The organism is Pseudomonas sp. 1L-C-7-B-C1 (assembly GCF_057291635.1).
The window spans coordinates 474,989-490,620 of the sequence record NZ_JBXAWH010000002.1; the positions used below are offsets into that span (position 1 = coordinate 474,989).

Below are 15,632 nucleotides of genomic sequence, written 5' to 3' on the forward strand. Positions count from 1 at the left end.
CGTAGCGGAAGACATGACCGATCAGAACGCCGTGACGCCCCCGTCCACCGCCAGCGAGTGCCCGGTGGTGAACGCGGCGCCGTCGCTGCACAGGTAAAGCACGGCGGCGGCGATTTCTTCGACTTTGCCGATCCGCCCGACCGGGTGCATGGTGGCGGCGAATTCGGCCTTGCGCGGGTCGGCTTCGTGGGCGCGGCGGAACATGTCGGTGTCGATCACCGCAGGGCAAACGGCGTTAACCCGGATGTGTTTCTTGGCGTATTCGATGGCGGCCGATTTAGTCAGGCCGATCACCGCGTGCTTGGACGCGCTGTATATGCTCATTTTCGGCGCCGCGCCCAGCCCGGCCACCGACGCGGTGTTGACGATTGCCCCGCCACCCTGGGCCAGCATCAGCGGCAGCTGGTATTTCATGCACAGCCAGACGCCCTTGACGTTGACGCCCATGATCGCGTCGAACTCGGCTTCGCTGCCTTCGGCGAGGCGGCCCTTCTCGATTTCGATGCCGGCGTTGTTGAAGGCGTAATCGACGCGGCCGTAGGCGTCCACGGCCTGGGCCATCATTTGCTGCACTTGGGCGTCCTTGGTCACGTCACACGGCAGAAACAGCGCTTCGCCGCCCGCGTGACGAATCAACTCGGCCGTGCCCTCGCCGCCCGCGCTGTCCAGATCCACCACCAGCACTTTCAGGCCGTGTTCGGCGAAGGCTAGCGCGGTGGCTCGACCAATGCCCGCGGCGGCGCCGGTGACCAACGCGACCTGGCCGGAAAACGTCATGCTCATGGGTTCGTCCTTTTGTACTTATTGATGGAAGGCTCGGCACAGGCCGGCGATGGGCCGCAGCTTAGCGGTCACGACACAATCAACGTCAGCACTATCAAAAGGCCGGTTGCCGGGCCATTGGTGGCGATGATGATCAGCAACGAGCGCCATCATCAGTATGGATCGGCGGGCATTCCGTACGGCGGCAATCCTTGCTGTCCGGACCGTTACGGTCTATCACTGCTGCGATCCCTAAAACCTTTCAGCCACTCCAACCGAGAGCCTGCCATGACCGCCTTGAACAACCGCCAATTCCTCCTCGCGCGCCGCCCCGTGGGTGCCGCCAGCCGTGAAGATTTCACCTTCCAGACCGTGCCCGTTGCGGAACTCGCCGAAGGCCAGATCCTGGTGAAAAGCGAATACCTGTCCCTGGACCCGGCCATGCGCGGCTGGATGAATGAAGGCAAGTCCTACATCGCGCCGGTCGAGCTGGGCGCAGTGATGCGCGCGCTGGGGGCGGGGAAGGTGATCGAGTCGCAGCACCCGAAATTCGCGGTGGGCGATTACGTGCAGGGCGTGCTCGGGGTGCAGGATTACTTCGTCGGCGAGCCCAAGGGCTTCAACAAGGTCGACCCCAACCTCGTGCCATTGCCGGTGTACCTGGCGGCGCTGGGCATGACGGGGATGTCGGCGTATTTCGCCCTGCTCGAAGTCGGCCAGCCCAAGGCCGGTGACACCGTGGTGATTTCCGGCGCGGCCGGTGCGGTGGGCAGCATTGCCGGTCAGATCGCCAAAATCAAAGGCTGCCGGGTCATCGGTATCGCCGGCGGCAAGGAAAAGTGCCAGACCCTGATTGATGAGTTCGGCTTCGACGGCGCCATCGACTACAAGAACGAAGACATTCATGCGGCGCTGAAACGCGAATGCCCGAAAGGCGTGGACGTGTATTTCGATAACGTCGGCGGCGACATCCTTGATGCGGTCCTGACCCGCCTGGCGCTCAAAGCTCGGGTGGTGATCTGCGGCGCCATCAGCCAGTACAACAACAAGGAAGCCGTCAAAGGCCCGGCCAACTACCTGTCACTGCTGGTCAACCGCGCGCGCATGGAAGGTTTCGTGGTCATGGACCATGCGGAAAACTTCGCCAAGGCCGGGATGGAAATGGCCGGCTGGCTGGCCCAGGGCAAGCTGAAGAGCAAGGAGCACATCGTCGAAGGCCTGGAAACTTTCCCCGAAACCCTGCAGATGCTGTTCAAGGGCGAAAACAGCGGCAAGCTGATTCTGAAGGTATGAGGTGCAGGCGAGACCGCAAGGGGTGAGCCGTCGCTGATAATCCGCTGAACAACTCACGGATAACGCTGCCAAAACCACCAGAGGGCGCACTCTGGTGTAAGCTCGTGCGCTGTTGATCCGACCCATCGAGAGGCTTATGCGGGCTCCCTTCCGACGTTCTACCCTTGCAGCGCTGCGCGGTTTTGAATCCTCCGGCACGGCGATCACGATTCTGCCAAGTGCTGCCGATTACCGGCAGACACTGCTGGCCAAGATTGCCGCCGCCACCCGACGGATCTACATCGTTGCCCTGTACTTGCAGCAGGATGAAGCCGGCCAGGAAGTGCTCGATGCGCTGTATGCCGCCAAAGCTGCGCGCCCGGAGCTGGACGTCGTGGTGCTGGTCGACTGGTTCCGTGCCCAACGCGGCCTGATCGGTGCCGGCAAGCAGGCCGGGAACTCGGCGTGGTATAAGGCGCAGAACCTGGAACACGATCAGGAAGTGCCGGTGTACGGCGTGCCGGTGCAAACCCGCGAGCTGTTCGGCGTGTTGCACCTCAAGGGCTGCGTCATCGACGACTGCGTGATTTACAGCGGCGCCAGCATCAACAACGTTTATCTGCACAAACTCGGCAAATACCGGCTCGATCGTTATCACCTGATCGACAGCAAAGGCCTGGCCGACTCGTTTCAGCGCCTGGTGCAGCAGGACATTCTGCCGTCCGACGCCGTGCATCGCCTCGACCTGCCCTCGCCGCCCAGCTCTCGCAGCCTGCGCGGGGAGATTCGTCAGTTTCGCCAGCACCTCAAGCGCGCCAGCTACGACGTCAACGATGGCGTGCGTGACAACGGCGAGCTGCGTGTCATTCCGCTGCTGGGCATTGGCAACAAGAACCCGCTGAGTAAAACCCTCTGTGATCTGATTGCCGCGACCGACGAGCAACTGACGCTGTGCACGCCGTACTTCAACATGCCGCTGGTGGTGAAGCGCGAGATCAATCGCGCGCTGAAGCGGGGCGTGAAGGTCGACATCATCATCGGCGACAAGACCGCCAACGACTTTTTCATTTCGCCGGAGGAGCCGTTCAAGGTGATCTCCGCGTTGCCGTATCTGTACGAGATCAGCCTGCGTCGCTTCATGCAGAAGCATCAGACGGCGATCGCCAAGCACCAGTTGAATATTCATCTGTGGAAAGACGGCGACAACACCTATCACCTCAAGGGCCTGTGGTCGGACGACCGCTACACCCTGCTGACCGGGAATAACCTGAACCCTCGGGCCTTTCAGCTGGACCTGGAAAACGCCGTGCTGATCGATGACCCCAAGGGCGAATGGCTGAAGCCGCGCGCCGAGGAAATCGCGCTGCTGATGCGCAATACCCATCGGGTCGGCAAGTTTGACGAGCTCGATACTCTGAGCGAATACCCGGTTGGCGTGCGCACTTTTCTGCGCCGGGTCAGCCGGGTCCGCGTCGAGCGCCTGCTCTACCGGATTCTCTGACGACCATGGGCAAAAGCACTGGCGTTCGCGCGCAACAGGCCGATCAAACCCGCGCGCGCATTCTTCAGGCGGCGATCACGGTGTTCACCCGCGACGGCTATTCCGGCGGGCGCATCGAGAAGATCTCCGCCGAAGCCGAATCCAACGACCGGATGATTTATTACTATTTCGGCAGCAAGGAGAAGCTGTTCGTCAAAGTGCTTGAGCACACCTACGAGCAGTTCAACCGCGCCGAAAGCCTGCTGTCACTGGACCCGTCGACACCGGTGCAGACGCTGCGCCAACTGGTGGCGTTCGTCTGGGACTATTACGTCAGCCACCCGGAATTCGTCGCCATCCTCAGCATCGAAAACCTGCACAAGGGCAAGCACGCGCGCCAGTCCGGGGAGCTGCGACGCCTGTCAGGCGAAGCCGTCGGCGTGCTCAGACCGATCATCGACGCCGGTCACGCGCAGGGTTTGTTTCGGCAGGACCTGGACATCAAGCACGTGTATTTGATGATCGCGTCGCTGTGCTACTTCTATAACTCCAACCTGCACACCCTCAGCTCGTTTCTGGGCCAGGACATGGCCGCGGAGGAAGAGCGCACGGACTGGCTGGCGTTTATTCAGGACCTCGTGATGCGGGGTGTGGCGAAGGCCCCTCAGACGCCACAAGTCTAAATTGTGGGAGCGAGCTTGCTCGCGAAGAGGCCAGTACATCCGCCAGATATTTAGCGGTCGAAATGCAGTCTTCGTGAGCAAGCTCACTCCCACAAAAGCCAGTACATCCGCCAGATATTTAGCGGTTGAAATGCAGTCTTCGTGAGCAACCTCACTCCCACAGAGGCCAGTACACCCGCTAGATATTTAGCGGTTGAAATGCAGTCTGTGGGAGCGAGCTTGCTCGCGAAGGCGCCGGTACATCCGCTGAATATTCTGTGGCTGAGATACCGCTTTCGTGAGCAAGCTCACTCCCACAAAGGTCAGTACATCCGTTAGATATTTAGCGGTTGAAATGCAGTCTTCGTGAGCAAGCTCACTCCCACAGAGGCCAGTACACCCGCTAGATATTTAGCGGTTGAAATGCAGTCTGTGGGAGCGAGCTTGCTCGCGAAGGCGCCGGTACTTCCGCTGAATATTCTGTGGCTGAGATACCGCTTTCGTGAGCAAGCTCACTCCCACAAAGGCCAGTACATCCGCCAGATATTTAGCGATCGAAATGCAGTCTTCGTGAGCAAGCTCACTCCCACAAAAGCCAGTACATCCGCTAGATATTTAGCGGTTGAAACGCAGTCTGTGGGAGCGAGCTTGCTCGCGAAGGCGCCGGTACATCCGCTGAATATTCTGTGGCTGAGATACCGCTTTCGTGAGCAAGCTCACTCCCACGGGACCGTATTTTGCCGGGCGTCAGCGTGTTGCCTGAAGCGGGATGTCACCCAAAGAGGCTCGCCGAGTCAGTGCGTTCCGGGATTGGCTTTCAAATGCGCCACTTTCTCCGGCAACCCCGTCCACTGCGGCTCCTTCGGCGCAAATCGGTTGCGCAGGTAGGCGGCCAAATCGCTAATCTGGGTGTCGGACAGGCTGTCCTTGAAGCCCGGCATGTAACCCAGATCTGCCGTCGCCGGCTTGTCTATTCCCTGCTGAATCACTTTGATCAGATTGTCCGGCAGCGCGCTGTGGACGTTGGTATTGGTCGCCAGCGACGGGCTCACGCCAAACAACTTCGGCCCCAGGCCGTCGGCATGACACCCCTGGCACGAGCCTTCGAACACCCGCTGGCCATTGCTCAACGACTGGGGCGAAACGCTCGACTTCTCTGCCAGACGGGTCGCCGTCGCCGGACCGACATCAGCGCTGCCAGACGCAGGCTCATTCAACGCCGCGAGATACACCGCAATCGCCCGCACATCGCTCTTCGGCAGTTTCGCCAGCTCCGACACCACCGGCCCCATTGGTCCCGCCGCGACACCGTGAGCATCGGAATACCCGCTGCTCAGGTAATTGAACAACTGATCCTCGGTCCACGGCGTCGGCGCTTTCGACAGGCTGTTGAGCGCCGGCGCTTCCCAGCCGTCCACCGTGCCGCCGGCAAGAAACGACGTGCCGCCCTTCTCCGCCCCCAGCAGATCCCGGGGTGAATGGCAGGCGGCGCAATGCCCCAATCCATTGACCAGATACTGGCCGCGATTCCATTGCGCGCTTTGCTGGGGCTGCGTCTGCACCTCGCCTTTGCGCAGGTACAGCGCGTTCCAGCCGGCCATCAACGGCCGCACATTAAAGGGGAAGCGCATGTCATTGGCGGGCTGCACCTGTTTCACCGGGGTCTGCGACATCAGGTACGCGTACAGCGCCTGCATGTCGGCGTCCTCGATATTTCTGAACGCCGTGTAGGGAAACGCCGGATAAAGGTGTTTGCCATCGCGACTGATGCCGTCACGCATCGCCCGCTCGAACGCCGGATACGACCAGTTGCCAATGCCGGTCTCCGGGTCCGGGGTGATGTTGCTGCTATATAAAGTGCCGAATGGCGTCTGCATCGCCAGCCCGCCGGCATTGCTGGCGCCATTCGGGGCGGTGTGACAGACCGCGCAGTCGCCCACGGCCGCCAGTAAACGCCCGCGCTCCAGGGTCGCCGATGACCAGGTGCCCGCTGCGGGCGGCGTGATCGGCGCGACTTCCGCACGCCAGGGCAACGCGGTCGCCGCCATGCCGAGCAACGCCCCAAATGCTGCAAACAACGAACCGAACAGCCACTTTGAGCGCCTGCCCTTCGGCGATTGCGGCGGTTGGCTATTGGATTCCACGCCAGCGCTGTTCAGCGCGGCAAGAATGCGTTCCGCCGTGATCGGCAGCTCGCGAAAGCGAATCCCGGTCGCGTCGTAAACGGCATTGGCAATGGCCGCCGCACTCGGCACCGACGCCGACTCCCCGGCACCCATGGGCGGCTCGGCCTGGCGCGGCATCATCATGACGTCGACTTTCGGCACTTCGGGGAACGTCAGAATCGGGTAGCCGCCCCACTCCTTGCTCGCCACGGTGGACTCCTCGAACGTCACCCGCTCCTTGAGCACTCGGCTGGTGGACTGGATGACGTTGCCGTGGATCTGATGCTGCACGCCGGCCGGGTTGACCATCATCCCGGCGTCGTGGCCGATCACCACACGGGTCACCGACACGTCGCCGGTGTGCTTGTCGATCGCCACGTCTGCGACCCACGCCGCCCACGCCGCGCCGAAGCCGGGAAACTTGCTGTGGATGTAGCGCGCGTAGGCAAAACCGCGCCCGCGCAAGACGCCGTCCTCTTCGGGAATCTGCATGGGTTGAGTGCGCGGCGTCCAGTCAGCCCGCGCCGCCGTGGCACGAACCAGTTCGGCAGCGCGCTCGTCGTGCAGATAACGAAGCCGGTATTCGATCGGGTCGACGCCGGCAGCGAACGCCAACTCGTCGATGTAGGACTCGTGAGCGAAGGTATTGGGAAGCGCCGACACCCCGCGCATCCAGGAGGCCCGCACGATCGGCGCCATGTCGTGAATGGTGACACGCATGTGCTCGATGTCGTAGGGCGGAATCGAGGTGCGATCGCCCATTTCGAACATCGTCGCCACCGGCTCCACGCGCCCGGTCAGCAGCAAGGCTAGCGTCGGCGAATTGTTCGACGGATAACGGGTGCTGAAGTCATACCCGGCGATGCCGCCATCGGCGTTAATCCCGCCGTCGACTTCCATCAACTGGGCGGTGCCTTTCGGCTCCCAGGCATGTTCCTGCTCGCGGGTCAGTTGCACGCGCACCGGCCGGCCCACGGCGCGGGACAGCAACACCGCGTCGGCACAGACATCGTCAGCGCAGTTGCGCCCGTAACAGCCGGCCGCTTCCATGCGGATGATGTCGATACGTTCTTCAGGATATTCCAGCAGCCAGGCCAGATCGGCGCGGAGCATGTGGGGGTTCTGCGTGCCGGACCAGACCCGAATGCCTTCTTTGCTGTAGTCCGCCAGCCCGCACGAAGGTCCGATGGAGCCGTGAATCTGGTAAGGCCACAGATAGGTTCGCGTCATCCGCTCGCTGGCCTGAGCCAACGCTTCTTCGACATTGCCCTGATCGAGCACCACCCGCTGAATGCTCGGGTTGTCGCGAATCGCCTGCTCGATGTTGCTCATGTCCGGCAACTGATGCTGCCACGGTTTCCAGGTGACCTTGAGCTCGCGCGCCGCCTTGGCCGCCTGCTCTTCGCGCATCGCGACGATGCCGACAAAATCGCGAATCACCACCACGCGGACGATGCCGGGAATGTGGGCGATGGAGGATTCATCTACTTCCAGCAAGCTGGTGCCGACAAAGTCGCCCGTGTCGTAACCGGCATAGGGGGGACGTACGACACGGCCATGGAGCATGTCCGGTAAACGCATGTCATGGACGTAGGTCAATTCGCCGGTGGCCTTGCCCGGAATGTCCACGCGGGCGGCGCCCTGCCCCACCAGCTTGTAGTCCTCCAGCCGCTTGAGTGGTGCGTCGCCGGAGATGCGCAACTCGACGCGCTGATCAACCAGCAGCTGGCCAAAGGTCAGTTCGCGACCGTCCTGCGCCTTGATCACGCCGCTGTCGATGACCAACGAATCCACATCGACCGACCACTGCTGCGCGGCCTGTTGCAGCAAATAGCGCCGCGCCTCGGCGGCCGCGTTGCGCAGGGGAATGGCGGAAATCTGCAGCGTGGCGCTGGCAATGGTCGCGCCCTGATTCGGCGCACGCTCGGTGTCGCCCAGGATCATCGTCACCTGATCCATCTGCAGGTCCAGCTCTTCAGCGACGATCTGCGTCAGCGAGGTGCGAATGCCGGTGCCCAGATCGACGTGGCCGTTGAAGGCGAAGACGCGGCCGTCCTGATCGATGGCAATGAACAACCCCAATTCCACGGGCCGGACGGTGGGGGTGCCGCCTTTGGCGACCGGACCGGATGGCGGCAGGATGTCGTCGACGATCAACAGCACGCCGTTTTGGGCGAGCAACTCATCGCGCGTGGGCAAAGTCTGGGTCATTGGACGGGATCCGGGCTGGGCTGATGACGTGCGGCACGCATGACCGCGCGGAGAATTTCCAGGTGCGTGCCGCAGCGGCACAGGTTGGCCGACAGTTCGTTGCGAATCTGCGTTTCGGTGGGGTGCGGGTTGCGGTCGAGTAACGCTTTGGCGGTCATGATCATGCCGTTCATGCAGTAGCCGCATTGCGCGGCCTGTTCGTCGATGAAGGCTTGCTGCACTGGATGCGGGCGGTCTCGCGAGCCGATACCCTCAAGCGTGGTGATCTGCCGTCCTTGTGCGCCCGCCAGCGGAAACACGCAGGAGCGTGCAGCGACGCCATCGATGATCACCGTGCAGGCGCCGCACTCGCCCAGGCCGCAGCCGTATTTCGGGCCATTAAGGTGCAGGTCGTTGCGCAGGATCAGTAACAGCGGCGTGTCAGGCATTGCCGTGACGCTCGTGGCCTGACCGTTGACGTTCAGGGTCACGGTCTTCTCTGCCGCCCGCTGTGGCTCGCTTGTGTCAGCCGTCATGTGTTACCTGCTGTAGCTTGCATTTGATGAAGTGATTACTTCATGAAACGAGAGCAGGAAGCATGCCAGCGGAGAAAAGGCTGTAGGACGATGGAGTTTTCGGGAGGGAGATGACGCCTGGCGAGAGGGTCAGGCGGCGTTATTCATCTCCCTCATCGATCAGTTTGCGCAGCAGAAACAACACGGCCACGCGTTCGGCGGGGTTGAGTTTGCTCAGGGTCAGCTCACTGATCTGCGCGGCGCGGGGCACGGTTTCCTGCACCCGTTGCAGGCCGCTGTCGGTCAGGCTGCAGATGACTTTGCGGCGATCCTGCGGGTCCGGCTCAAGACTGATCAAGTCCCGGGCTTTCAGGCGATCGACGATGCCGCGAATGGTCGCCTGATCCACGGCCGTGGCCTTGACCAGCTCGGTCTGCGAGCTGGGGCCGTGATCGCGCAGCGCGCACAGGGTCACGAACTGCACCGCCGTGAGCTGCGAATCACCGACATTCTGCTGGAAGATCGCCAAATGCCGCTGGTAGGCCTTGCGCAGCAGATGGCCGACCTGCTCGGAGAAGGTGTAGGACGGATTGTTATCGGAAGGGTGGTCAGTGGACACGGATGGCTCGTTTGGCAGGATCGGGGAAGTGGTGGCTACAGTAACGTTTGCGGGGGTTGAGGGGAATCTTCGGAATGAGTGAGTTGTGTCGTGACCGGACACGGATGGCCCGGCCTTCCTCATACCCTGCGGGAGCGAGCTTGCTCGCGAAGAGGACAGTACATCCTTCAGAAATTCGGCGGCAGGAATGCCGCCTTCGTGAGCAAGCTCACTCCCACAAGATTGCTGTGCGCGGAAGATCCCGGGGCGTATGCAAAACCTGTGGGAGCGAGCTTGCTCGCGAAGAGGACAATACATCCTCCAGAAATCAGGCGGCAGGAATGCCGTCTTCGTGAGCAAGCTCACTCCCACAAGGACCGCGTTCTCTGAGTAACACCGTGGTGTCCGTCGCTCAAAACTACCTCCTAAGCGCGGACATCAACCTCAGGCTTTCGACGCCTCTGGCGCCACCACTTCTCCCGCCAACACCACGGCCTGATCATCGAGATATATATCGCAACGGCGCAGCGGGATATCCAGATGGCACGGGGTTTTGCGGGTGCCGCCGACTTCGGTATTCGGCCCTGTAGAAAACAGGAAATTGCCATAGAACGCCCGGGCGTCCATGCACATGCCGTCGTTCTTGTCGTGCAGGCCCATGGCCGTCCACTGTGCGCGCGGTTGCAGGCCCCAGCCGATGTGGGAAATGCCGTAGACCTCCGGATCGTTGAAGTACTTCAGGTATTCGCGCAGGTACTCGGCTTCGAATCCACCGTGAATCCCAGTGATAAACCCCTTGTCGATCTCCAGCGTGATTTGCTCGCGGGAATAGGTTTTGAACGGCAGCACGATGTCGCCGACATCAATGACCAGCGTGCCCTCGGCGGTCTCTTCGTTGGGCCAGGAGAACAGAAAACCGCTGGGCCAGTGATCCCAGCGGCCCGGCTCGTCGGCGAAACCGTACTCGGTCACTGAAGGGTATTGCCCCAGTTGCGCACGGAAATCGCTGCCCGCGCGGGACTTCACCTGAATCGAGCGCGCCGCCTTCAGCACCTGTTCGGCGGCCAGCACTCGCTCTTTGTCCGCCACTGTCGGCAGCATCCGTGCCAGCACCTCCGGGGGTTCCACCGCCAGCAGAATCCGCGTGCCGGTCTTGAGGATCTGCTCCTGCTCCGGCGAGTGCAGCAGCATCATCGTGTCGACGATCAGGTCCGCCGCCTCAAGGGCACGTTGCGCGGCAATGTTGCCGGTCAGCGCGGTGTCGCCGCAGTAGGCGGTCATGTCGTTGCCCATGGCTTTGGGGTGATTGAACGACGGCAGCTCCACCGCATAAACCTTGGCGCCCAAGCGTTGAGCAGCGTCCATCGCGGCGCGCACCGTACGCGCATTGGAGTAGTGGCTCTTGAGCACTGCCACGCTCTGGGTCGCGCCCACTTTCGACAGTTTCAGGACGTGCTCGAACATCTGGGTCAATTCGCAATCGCTAACCGGCATCTCTTTTCTCCTCTGGGGCGGATGACGAGCCGGATGCACCATTGCAAGGCGTCGCGCATCAGACCAGTGCATTTTTTAAAGCGTACACACTTATTAAAAGCGATAAGACATCAATCCGCGCGCCGCTGCAATAGGCACGCCATTCTGTTACCTAACCACACAGATACCAGAATATATGGGTTACAGCGAGTGACATGCCTGTTTACGACACCGCCGGCCGTTTCTGGAAATATCGGTTCACTTTTGAAAATATCAGCGTATACACTTCAAAAACGCTACGACGTGACAGTCAATCTCGCTTCGCGGTCATCCAGAGCTGCTGTCATTCAGAACTCACGAAACACGAAGGAATGCGCGCCATGCCAACCACGCAAAAAATCGCCATCGTCGGATCCGGTCTGGGGGGCGCTGCGGCTGCGACGCTGTTGCAGAAAGCCGGTTTCCACGTCGACATCTACGAACAGGCCCCTGCGTTTTCACGCATCGGCGCCGGGATCCACATGGGCCCGAACATCATGAAAATCTTCCGGCGCATGGGGATCGAGCAACAGCTCAGCGACATGGGTTCGCACCCGGATTTCTGGTTCAGCCGCGACGGTGCGACCGGCGACTACCTGTCGCGCATCGCCCTGGGCGAGTTCTCGCTCAAGGAATACGGCGCGGCCTACATCACCGTGCACCGTGGCGATTTGCACGCACTGCAGATGTCGACGCTGGCGCCCGGCAGCGTGCACTTCAGCAAGTGCCTGACCACGCTGGAGGAACGCGACAATGGTGTGCGTCTGAATTTTGCCGACGGGACCCATGCCGATGCCGACATCGTGATCGGCGCCGATGGCATCAATTCCAGGATTCGCGAAGAGCTGTTGGGCCACGAGAAACCGCTGTACAGCGGCTGGGTCGCCCACCGCGCGCTGATCCCCAGCGAGGTGCTGACCAAGTACGACTTTGAGTTCGAGAACTGCGTGAAGTGGTGGAGCGAGGACCGCCACATGATGGTTTACCACACCACCGGCAAGCGCGATGAGTACTACTACGTCACCGGCGTGCCCCATGCAGCATGGGATTTCGAAGGCAACTGGGTCGACAGCAGCCGGGACGAAATGTACGAAGCCTTCGCCGGGTATCACCCCACCGTGCAGGCCCTGATCGAGTCCACTGAAACCGTGACCAAGTGGCCGCTGCTTAACCGCAACCCGCTGCCATTGTGGAGTCGCGGCCGCCTCGTTTTGCTGGGCGACGCCTGCCACCCGATGAAGCCGCATATGGCTCAGGGCGCCGGCATGGCCATCGAAGACGCCGCGATGCTCACCCGCTGCCTGCAGGAAACCGGCCTCAGCGACTACCGCACCGCGTTCCAGCTCTACGAAGCCAATCGCAAGGAGCGCGCCTCTCGCGTGCAGGCGGTTTCCAACGCCAACACCTGGCTGCGCACCCAGGAAGATCCGGCCTGGGTCTACGGTTATGACTTGTACGGCCAGGAGCTGAAATCGGGGGTGGCGGCATGAGCACATTCATCCATGGCGGCAACGTCCAGGCCAACGGCATCCGTCAGCATTACCTGCGCTACGGCGGCGACACTCACTCCGGCAAACCGGCGCTGATTCTAATTCCGGGCATCACCAGCCCGGCGATTACCTGGGGGTTCGTCGCTGAACGTTTGGGTCAGCATTTCGATACCTACGTGCTGGACGCGAGGGGGCGCGGACTTTCCTCCACGGGGCCGGATCTGGATTACAGCGTCGACACCTGCGCCGACGACATCGGTGCGTTCGCCGCCGCCTTAGGCATCGACAGCTATCACCTGGCCGGTCATTCGATGGGTGCGCGGTTTGCCGTACGGGCGTCGGTTCGTTGTCCGCAGGGGCTGAAAAGCCTGGTGCTGATCGATCCGCCCGTGTCCGGTCCGGGGCGTCGTGAATACCCGGCGAAGTTACCGTGGTACGTCGATTCGATCCGCCAGTCGCAACAGGGCATGAGCGCGGAAGACATGCGCGCGTTCTGCCCGACCTGGACCGAGGAGCAACTGCAGCTGCGCGCCGAGTGGCTGCACACCTGCTACGAACCCGCCATCGTGCGCGCCTTCAACGACTTCCATGACGTGGATTTCCATCAGGACCTGCCGAACCTTCCGGTCCCTGCCCTGTTAATCGTCGCCGAGCGTGGGGGCGTGATTCAGGCGGAAGACGAAGCCGAAATCCGACAGCTGCAACCGAACATTCTGATCGCGCGAGTGGAAAACGCCGGCCACATGATTCCGTGGGACAACCTCCCGGGGTTCTTTGCCGCGTTCGGGGATTTTCTCGGTACGCCGCTCAATTAACGGCCTTCGCTTAACACGATGAACAGGAGAACCCAATGACCGACCCACAAAGCGCGGACGCCAACTATCAGGGCGTCTGGGGCAATCGCATCGGTTTTGGTGCGAAACCGGCCCTGTTGATGATCGATTTCATGCAGGGCTACACCCAACCCGGTGCGCCGTTGTATGCGCCGGGCGTGGTCGGCGCGGTGGCCGAAAGCGTCGAGCTGCTGGCCTGCGCACGGGAACACGGCATCGCGGTGGTGCACACCAATATCCGCTACCACCCCACGCATTTCGCAGACGGCGGCATGTGGGTGAAAAAAGCGCCGGTGATGAAGGACATGGTCGAAGGCAATCCGCTGGCCGCGTTCTGCGAGGCCGTGCAGCCATTGCCTGAAGAGGTCGTCATCAGCAAGCAGTACGCGAGTTCGTTCTTCGGCACGTCACTGGCATCAATGCTGCACGCCCAAGGCATCGACACCGTCGTGCTGGCCGGTTGCTCCACCAGCGGCTGCATCCGGGCAACGGCGGTGGATGCCGTGCAGCATGGTTTCCGGACCATCGTGGTGCGCGAATGCGTGGGCGACCGTCACCCCGATCCCCATGAAGCGAACCTGTTCGACATCGATAGTAAGTACGGGGATGTGGTCGGCAAGCAGGAAGCCATGGAGCAGTTGCTGGCCGTGAGCGCCAAGCGGTAAGCGATGAGCTGCAAGCTACAAGCGGTAAGCCGCAAGTGAAGAGCACGCGGTCCCCTCTTGCAGCTTGAGGCTTACCGCTTGCCGCTTCTTCCCCCATATGACAACACCGCAAACACAGGCAAAATCAGCCGCCGCCGCGCTCACCGGTCGTAGAACCGCCAGGAGACACCCATGCCCTCTGCGAATGTAGAAACCTCCGCGAACTTAGCCGCGGACCCGATCAAGGCGCTTTACAGCAAGATCACCTGGAAGCTCATTCCCTTCCTGTGCTTCTGCTACCTGGCCGCTTACCTGGACCGCATCAACATCGGCTTCGCCAAGCTGCAGATGCTCGACCAGTTGCACTTCAGCGAGACCGCGTTCGGGCTGGGCGCCGGGCTGTTCTTCGTCGGCTATATCCTCTTCGAAGTGCCGAGCAACCTGGTGCTGGAGAAGGTCGGCGCGAAAATCTGGATCGCGCGGATCATGATCACCTGGGGTTTGCTGTCGTCCTGCACGCTGTTCGTCAGCACGCCGACACAGTTTTATGTGCTGCGCTTTCTCCTTGGCGCCGCTGAAGCGGGCTTTCTGCCCGGCGTGCTGTTCTACCTGACCACCTGGTTCCCGACCTATCGCCGTGGCCGCATCATCGCGTTGTTCATGATCGGCCTGCCGCTTTCCAGCGTCATCGGCGGCCCGCTGTCGGGCTGGATCATGGGCCATTTCGACCAGACCGCCGGGCTGCGCGGCTGGCAGTGGCTGTTCCTGATCGAGGGCATTCCCAGCGTGCTGCTGGGGGTGATGACGTTCTGGGCGCTGCCGAATAATCCGAAAGAAGCCAAATGGCTGAACAGCACAGAACAAACGTTGCTGGAAGGCGAACTGCGCCTGGACGACGTTGAGGGCAAAGACAGCAAGCACAGCTTTCGCGACGGCTTCTTCAATCTGAAAGTGTGGATGCTCGGCGGCATTGATTTCTCGATCTTGCTCAGCGCCTACGCCATGGGATTCTGGATGCCGACGTTCATCAAGAACGCCGGGGTCACCGACACCTTCCACATCGGCGTGCTGACCGCATTGCCCAGCGTGGCCGCGTTGATCGGCATGCTGATGATCGGCGCCAGTTCCGACCGCCGTCGCGAACGTCGCTGGCACATCATCGTGCCGTTCTGGATCGGCGCCGTCGCCATGGCCGCCAGCCCGTTCTTCACCCATAACCTGGTCGTGACCGTCGCGCTGTTCGCCGTCGCTTCAGCCGCCATCATCGGTGCCGTGCCGGTGTTCTTCAGCCTGCCGGCGACGTTCCTCAAGGGCCGGGCAGCGGCGACAGGCTTTGCATTGGCCTGCTCGCTGGCGAACATTGCGGGATTGGTGAGCAACTCGATGATGGGCATCGCCATCGACGTCACCGGCAGCAGCGCCGGGGCATTGTGGTTCTTTGCCGGGTGTTTGATTTTGAGCAGCCTGCTGGTGGTGGCGTTGCCGGCGAAGCTGGTGAATAGATGATGA

12 protein-coding genes are annotated in these 15,632 nt (G+C 61.6%); 7 read left to right on the plus strand and 5 right to left on the minus strand.

Annotated elements, in window-relative coordinates; translation table 11 throughout:
- Positions 1–21 precede the first annotated feature (21 nt).
- Complete coding sequence (locus tag AC0Z8Z_RS05420) at positions 22–783, minus strand: SDR family oxidoreductase (RefSeq protein WP_485618230.1); 762 nt, start codon at positions 781–783, stop codon at positions 22–24.
- 267 nt (positions 784–1,050) lie between these two features.
- Here AC0Z8Z_RS05420 and AC0Z8Z_RS05425 point away from each other — a divergent pair, with 267 nt between their 5' ends.
- The 3 genes from AC0Z8Z_RS05425 (at position 1,051) to AC0Z8Z_RS05435 (ending at position 4,197) form a co-directional block, all read left to right on the plus strand.
- Complete coding sequence (locus AC0Z8Z_RS05425) at positions 1,051–2,055, plus strand: NADP-dependent oxidoreductase (RefSeq protein ID WP_272635271.1); 1,005 nt, start codon at positions 1,051–1,053, stop codon at positions 2,053–2,055.
- A gap of 136 nt (positions 2,056–2,191) precedes the next feature.
- Positions 2,192–3,535: a CDP-diacylglycerol--serine O-phosphatidyltransferase gene (pssA, locus tag AC0Z8Z_RS05430; protein ID WP_485618231.1), complete on the plus strand. Its 1,344-nt coding sequence runs from the start codon at positions 2,192–2,194 to the stop codon at positions 3,533–3,535.
- A 5-nt stretch (positions 3,536–3,540) separates the two neighbouring features.
- Positions 3,541–4,197: a TetR/AcrR family transcriptional regulator gene (locus AC0Z8Z_RS05435; RefSeq protein ID WP_485618232.1), complete on the plus strand. Its 657-nt coding sequence runs from the start codon at positions 3,541–3,543 to the stop codon at positions 4,195–4,197.
- A gap of 773 nt (positions 4,198–4,970) precedes the next feature.
- On the opposite strand, the gene AC0Z8Z_RS05440 is transcribed toward AC0Z8Z_RS05435, so the two are convergent.
- The 4 genes from AC0Z8Z_RS05440 to AC0Z8Z_RS05455 all read right to left on the minus strand — a co-directional run bounded on the left by AC0Z8Z_RS05440 (position 4,971) and on the right by AC0Z8Z_RS05455 (position 11,138).
- Positions 4,971–8,552 carry a molybdopterin cofactor-binding domain-containing protein gene (locus tag AC0Z8Z_RS05440; RefSeq protein ID WP_485618233.1) on the minus strand — a complete coding sequence of 1,194 codons (3,582 nt, stop codon included), beginning with the start codon at positions 8,550–8,552 and terminating at the stop codon, positions 4,971–4,973.
- The gene (locus tag AC0Z8Z_RS05445; RefSeq protein WP_485618234.1) at positions 8,549–9,067 is read right to left on the minus strand and encodes a (2Fe-2S)-binding protein; all 519 of its coding nucleotides are present in this window, start codon (positions 9,065–9,067) and stop codon (positions 8,549–8,551) included. Before AC0Z8Z_RS05445 ends, AC0Z8Z_RS05440 begins: the two co-directional genes overlap by 4 nt.
- 139 nt (positions 9,068–9,206) lie before the next feature.
- Positions 9,207–9,665, minus strand: coding sequence for a MarR family winged helix-turn-helix transcriptional regulator (locus AC0Z8Z_RS05450; RefSeq protein ID WP_172611535.1), 459 nt, complete (start codon positions 9,663–9,665; stop codon positions 9,207–9,209).
- 423 nt (positions 9,666–10,088) lie between these two features.
- Positions 10,089–11,138, minus strand: coding sequence for a 2,5-dihydroxypyridine 5,6-dioxygenase (locus tag AC0Z8Z_RS05455; RefSeq protein WP_485618236.1), 1,050 nt, complete (start codon positions 11,136–11,138; stop codon positions 10,089–10,091).
- A gap of 359 nt (positions 11,139–11,497) precedes the next feature.
- Between AC0Z8Z_RS05455 and AC0Z8Z_RS05460 the strand changes: the two genes are divergently transcribed.
- The 4 genes from AC0Z8Z_RS05460 to AC0Z8Z_RS05475 all read left to right on the plus strand — a co-directional run bounded on the left by AC0Z8Z_RS05460 (position 11,498) and on the right by AC0Z8Z_RS05475 (position 15,629).
- Complete coding sequence (locus AC0Z8Z_RS05460; protein WP_485618237.1) at positions 11,498–12,646, plus strand: FAD-dependent monooxygenase; 1,149 nt, start codon at positions 11,498–11,500, stop codon at positions 12,644–12,646.
- Complete coding sequence (locus tag AC0Z8Z_RS05465; RefSeq protein ID WP_485618239.1) at positions 12,643–13,461, plus strand: alpha/beta fold hydrolase; 819 nt, start codon at positions 12,643–12,645, stop codon at positions 13,459–13,461. The genes AC0Z8Z_RS05460 and AC0Z8Z_RS05465 overlap by 4 nt, the downstream gene beginning before the upstream one ends.
- 35 nt (positions 13,462–13,496) lie before the next feature.
- On the plus strand, positions 13,497–14,144 hold the full coding sequence (locus AC0Z8Z_RS05470) for an N-carbamoylsarcosine amidohydrolase (RefSeq protein WP_485618240.1): 648 nt from the start codon (positions 13,497–13,499) through the stop codon (positions 14,142–14,144).
- A gap of 171 nt (positions 14,145–14,315) precedes the next feature.
- Positions 14,316–15,629 (plus strand): MFS transporter, encoded by a 1,314-nt coding sequence (locus AC0Z8Z_RS05475; RefSeq protein WP_205484140.1) that lies wholly within the window; start codon positions 14,316–14,318, stop codon positions 15,627–15,629.
- Positions 15,630–15,632 lie beyond the last annotated feature (3 nt).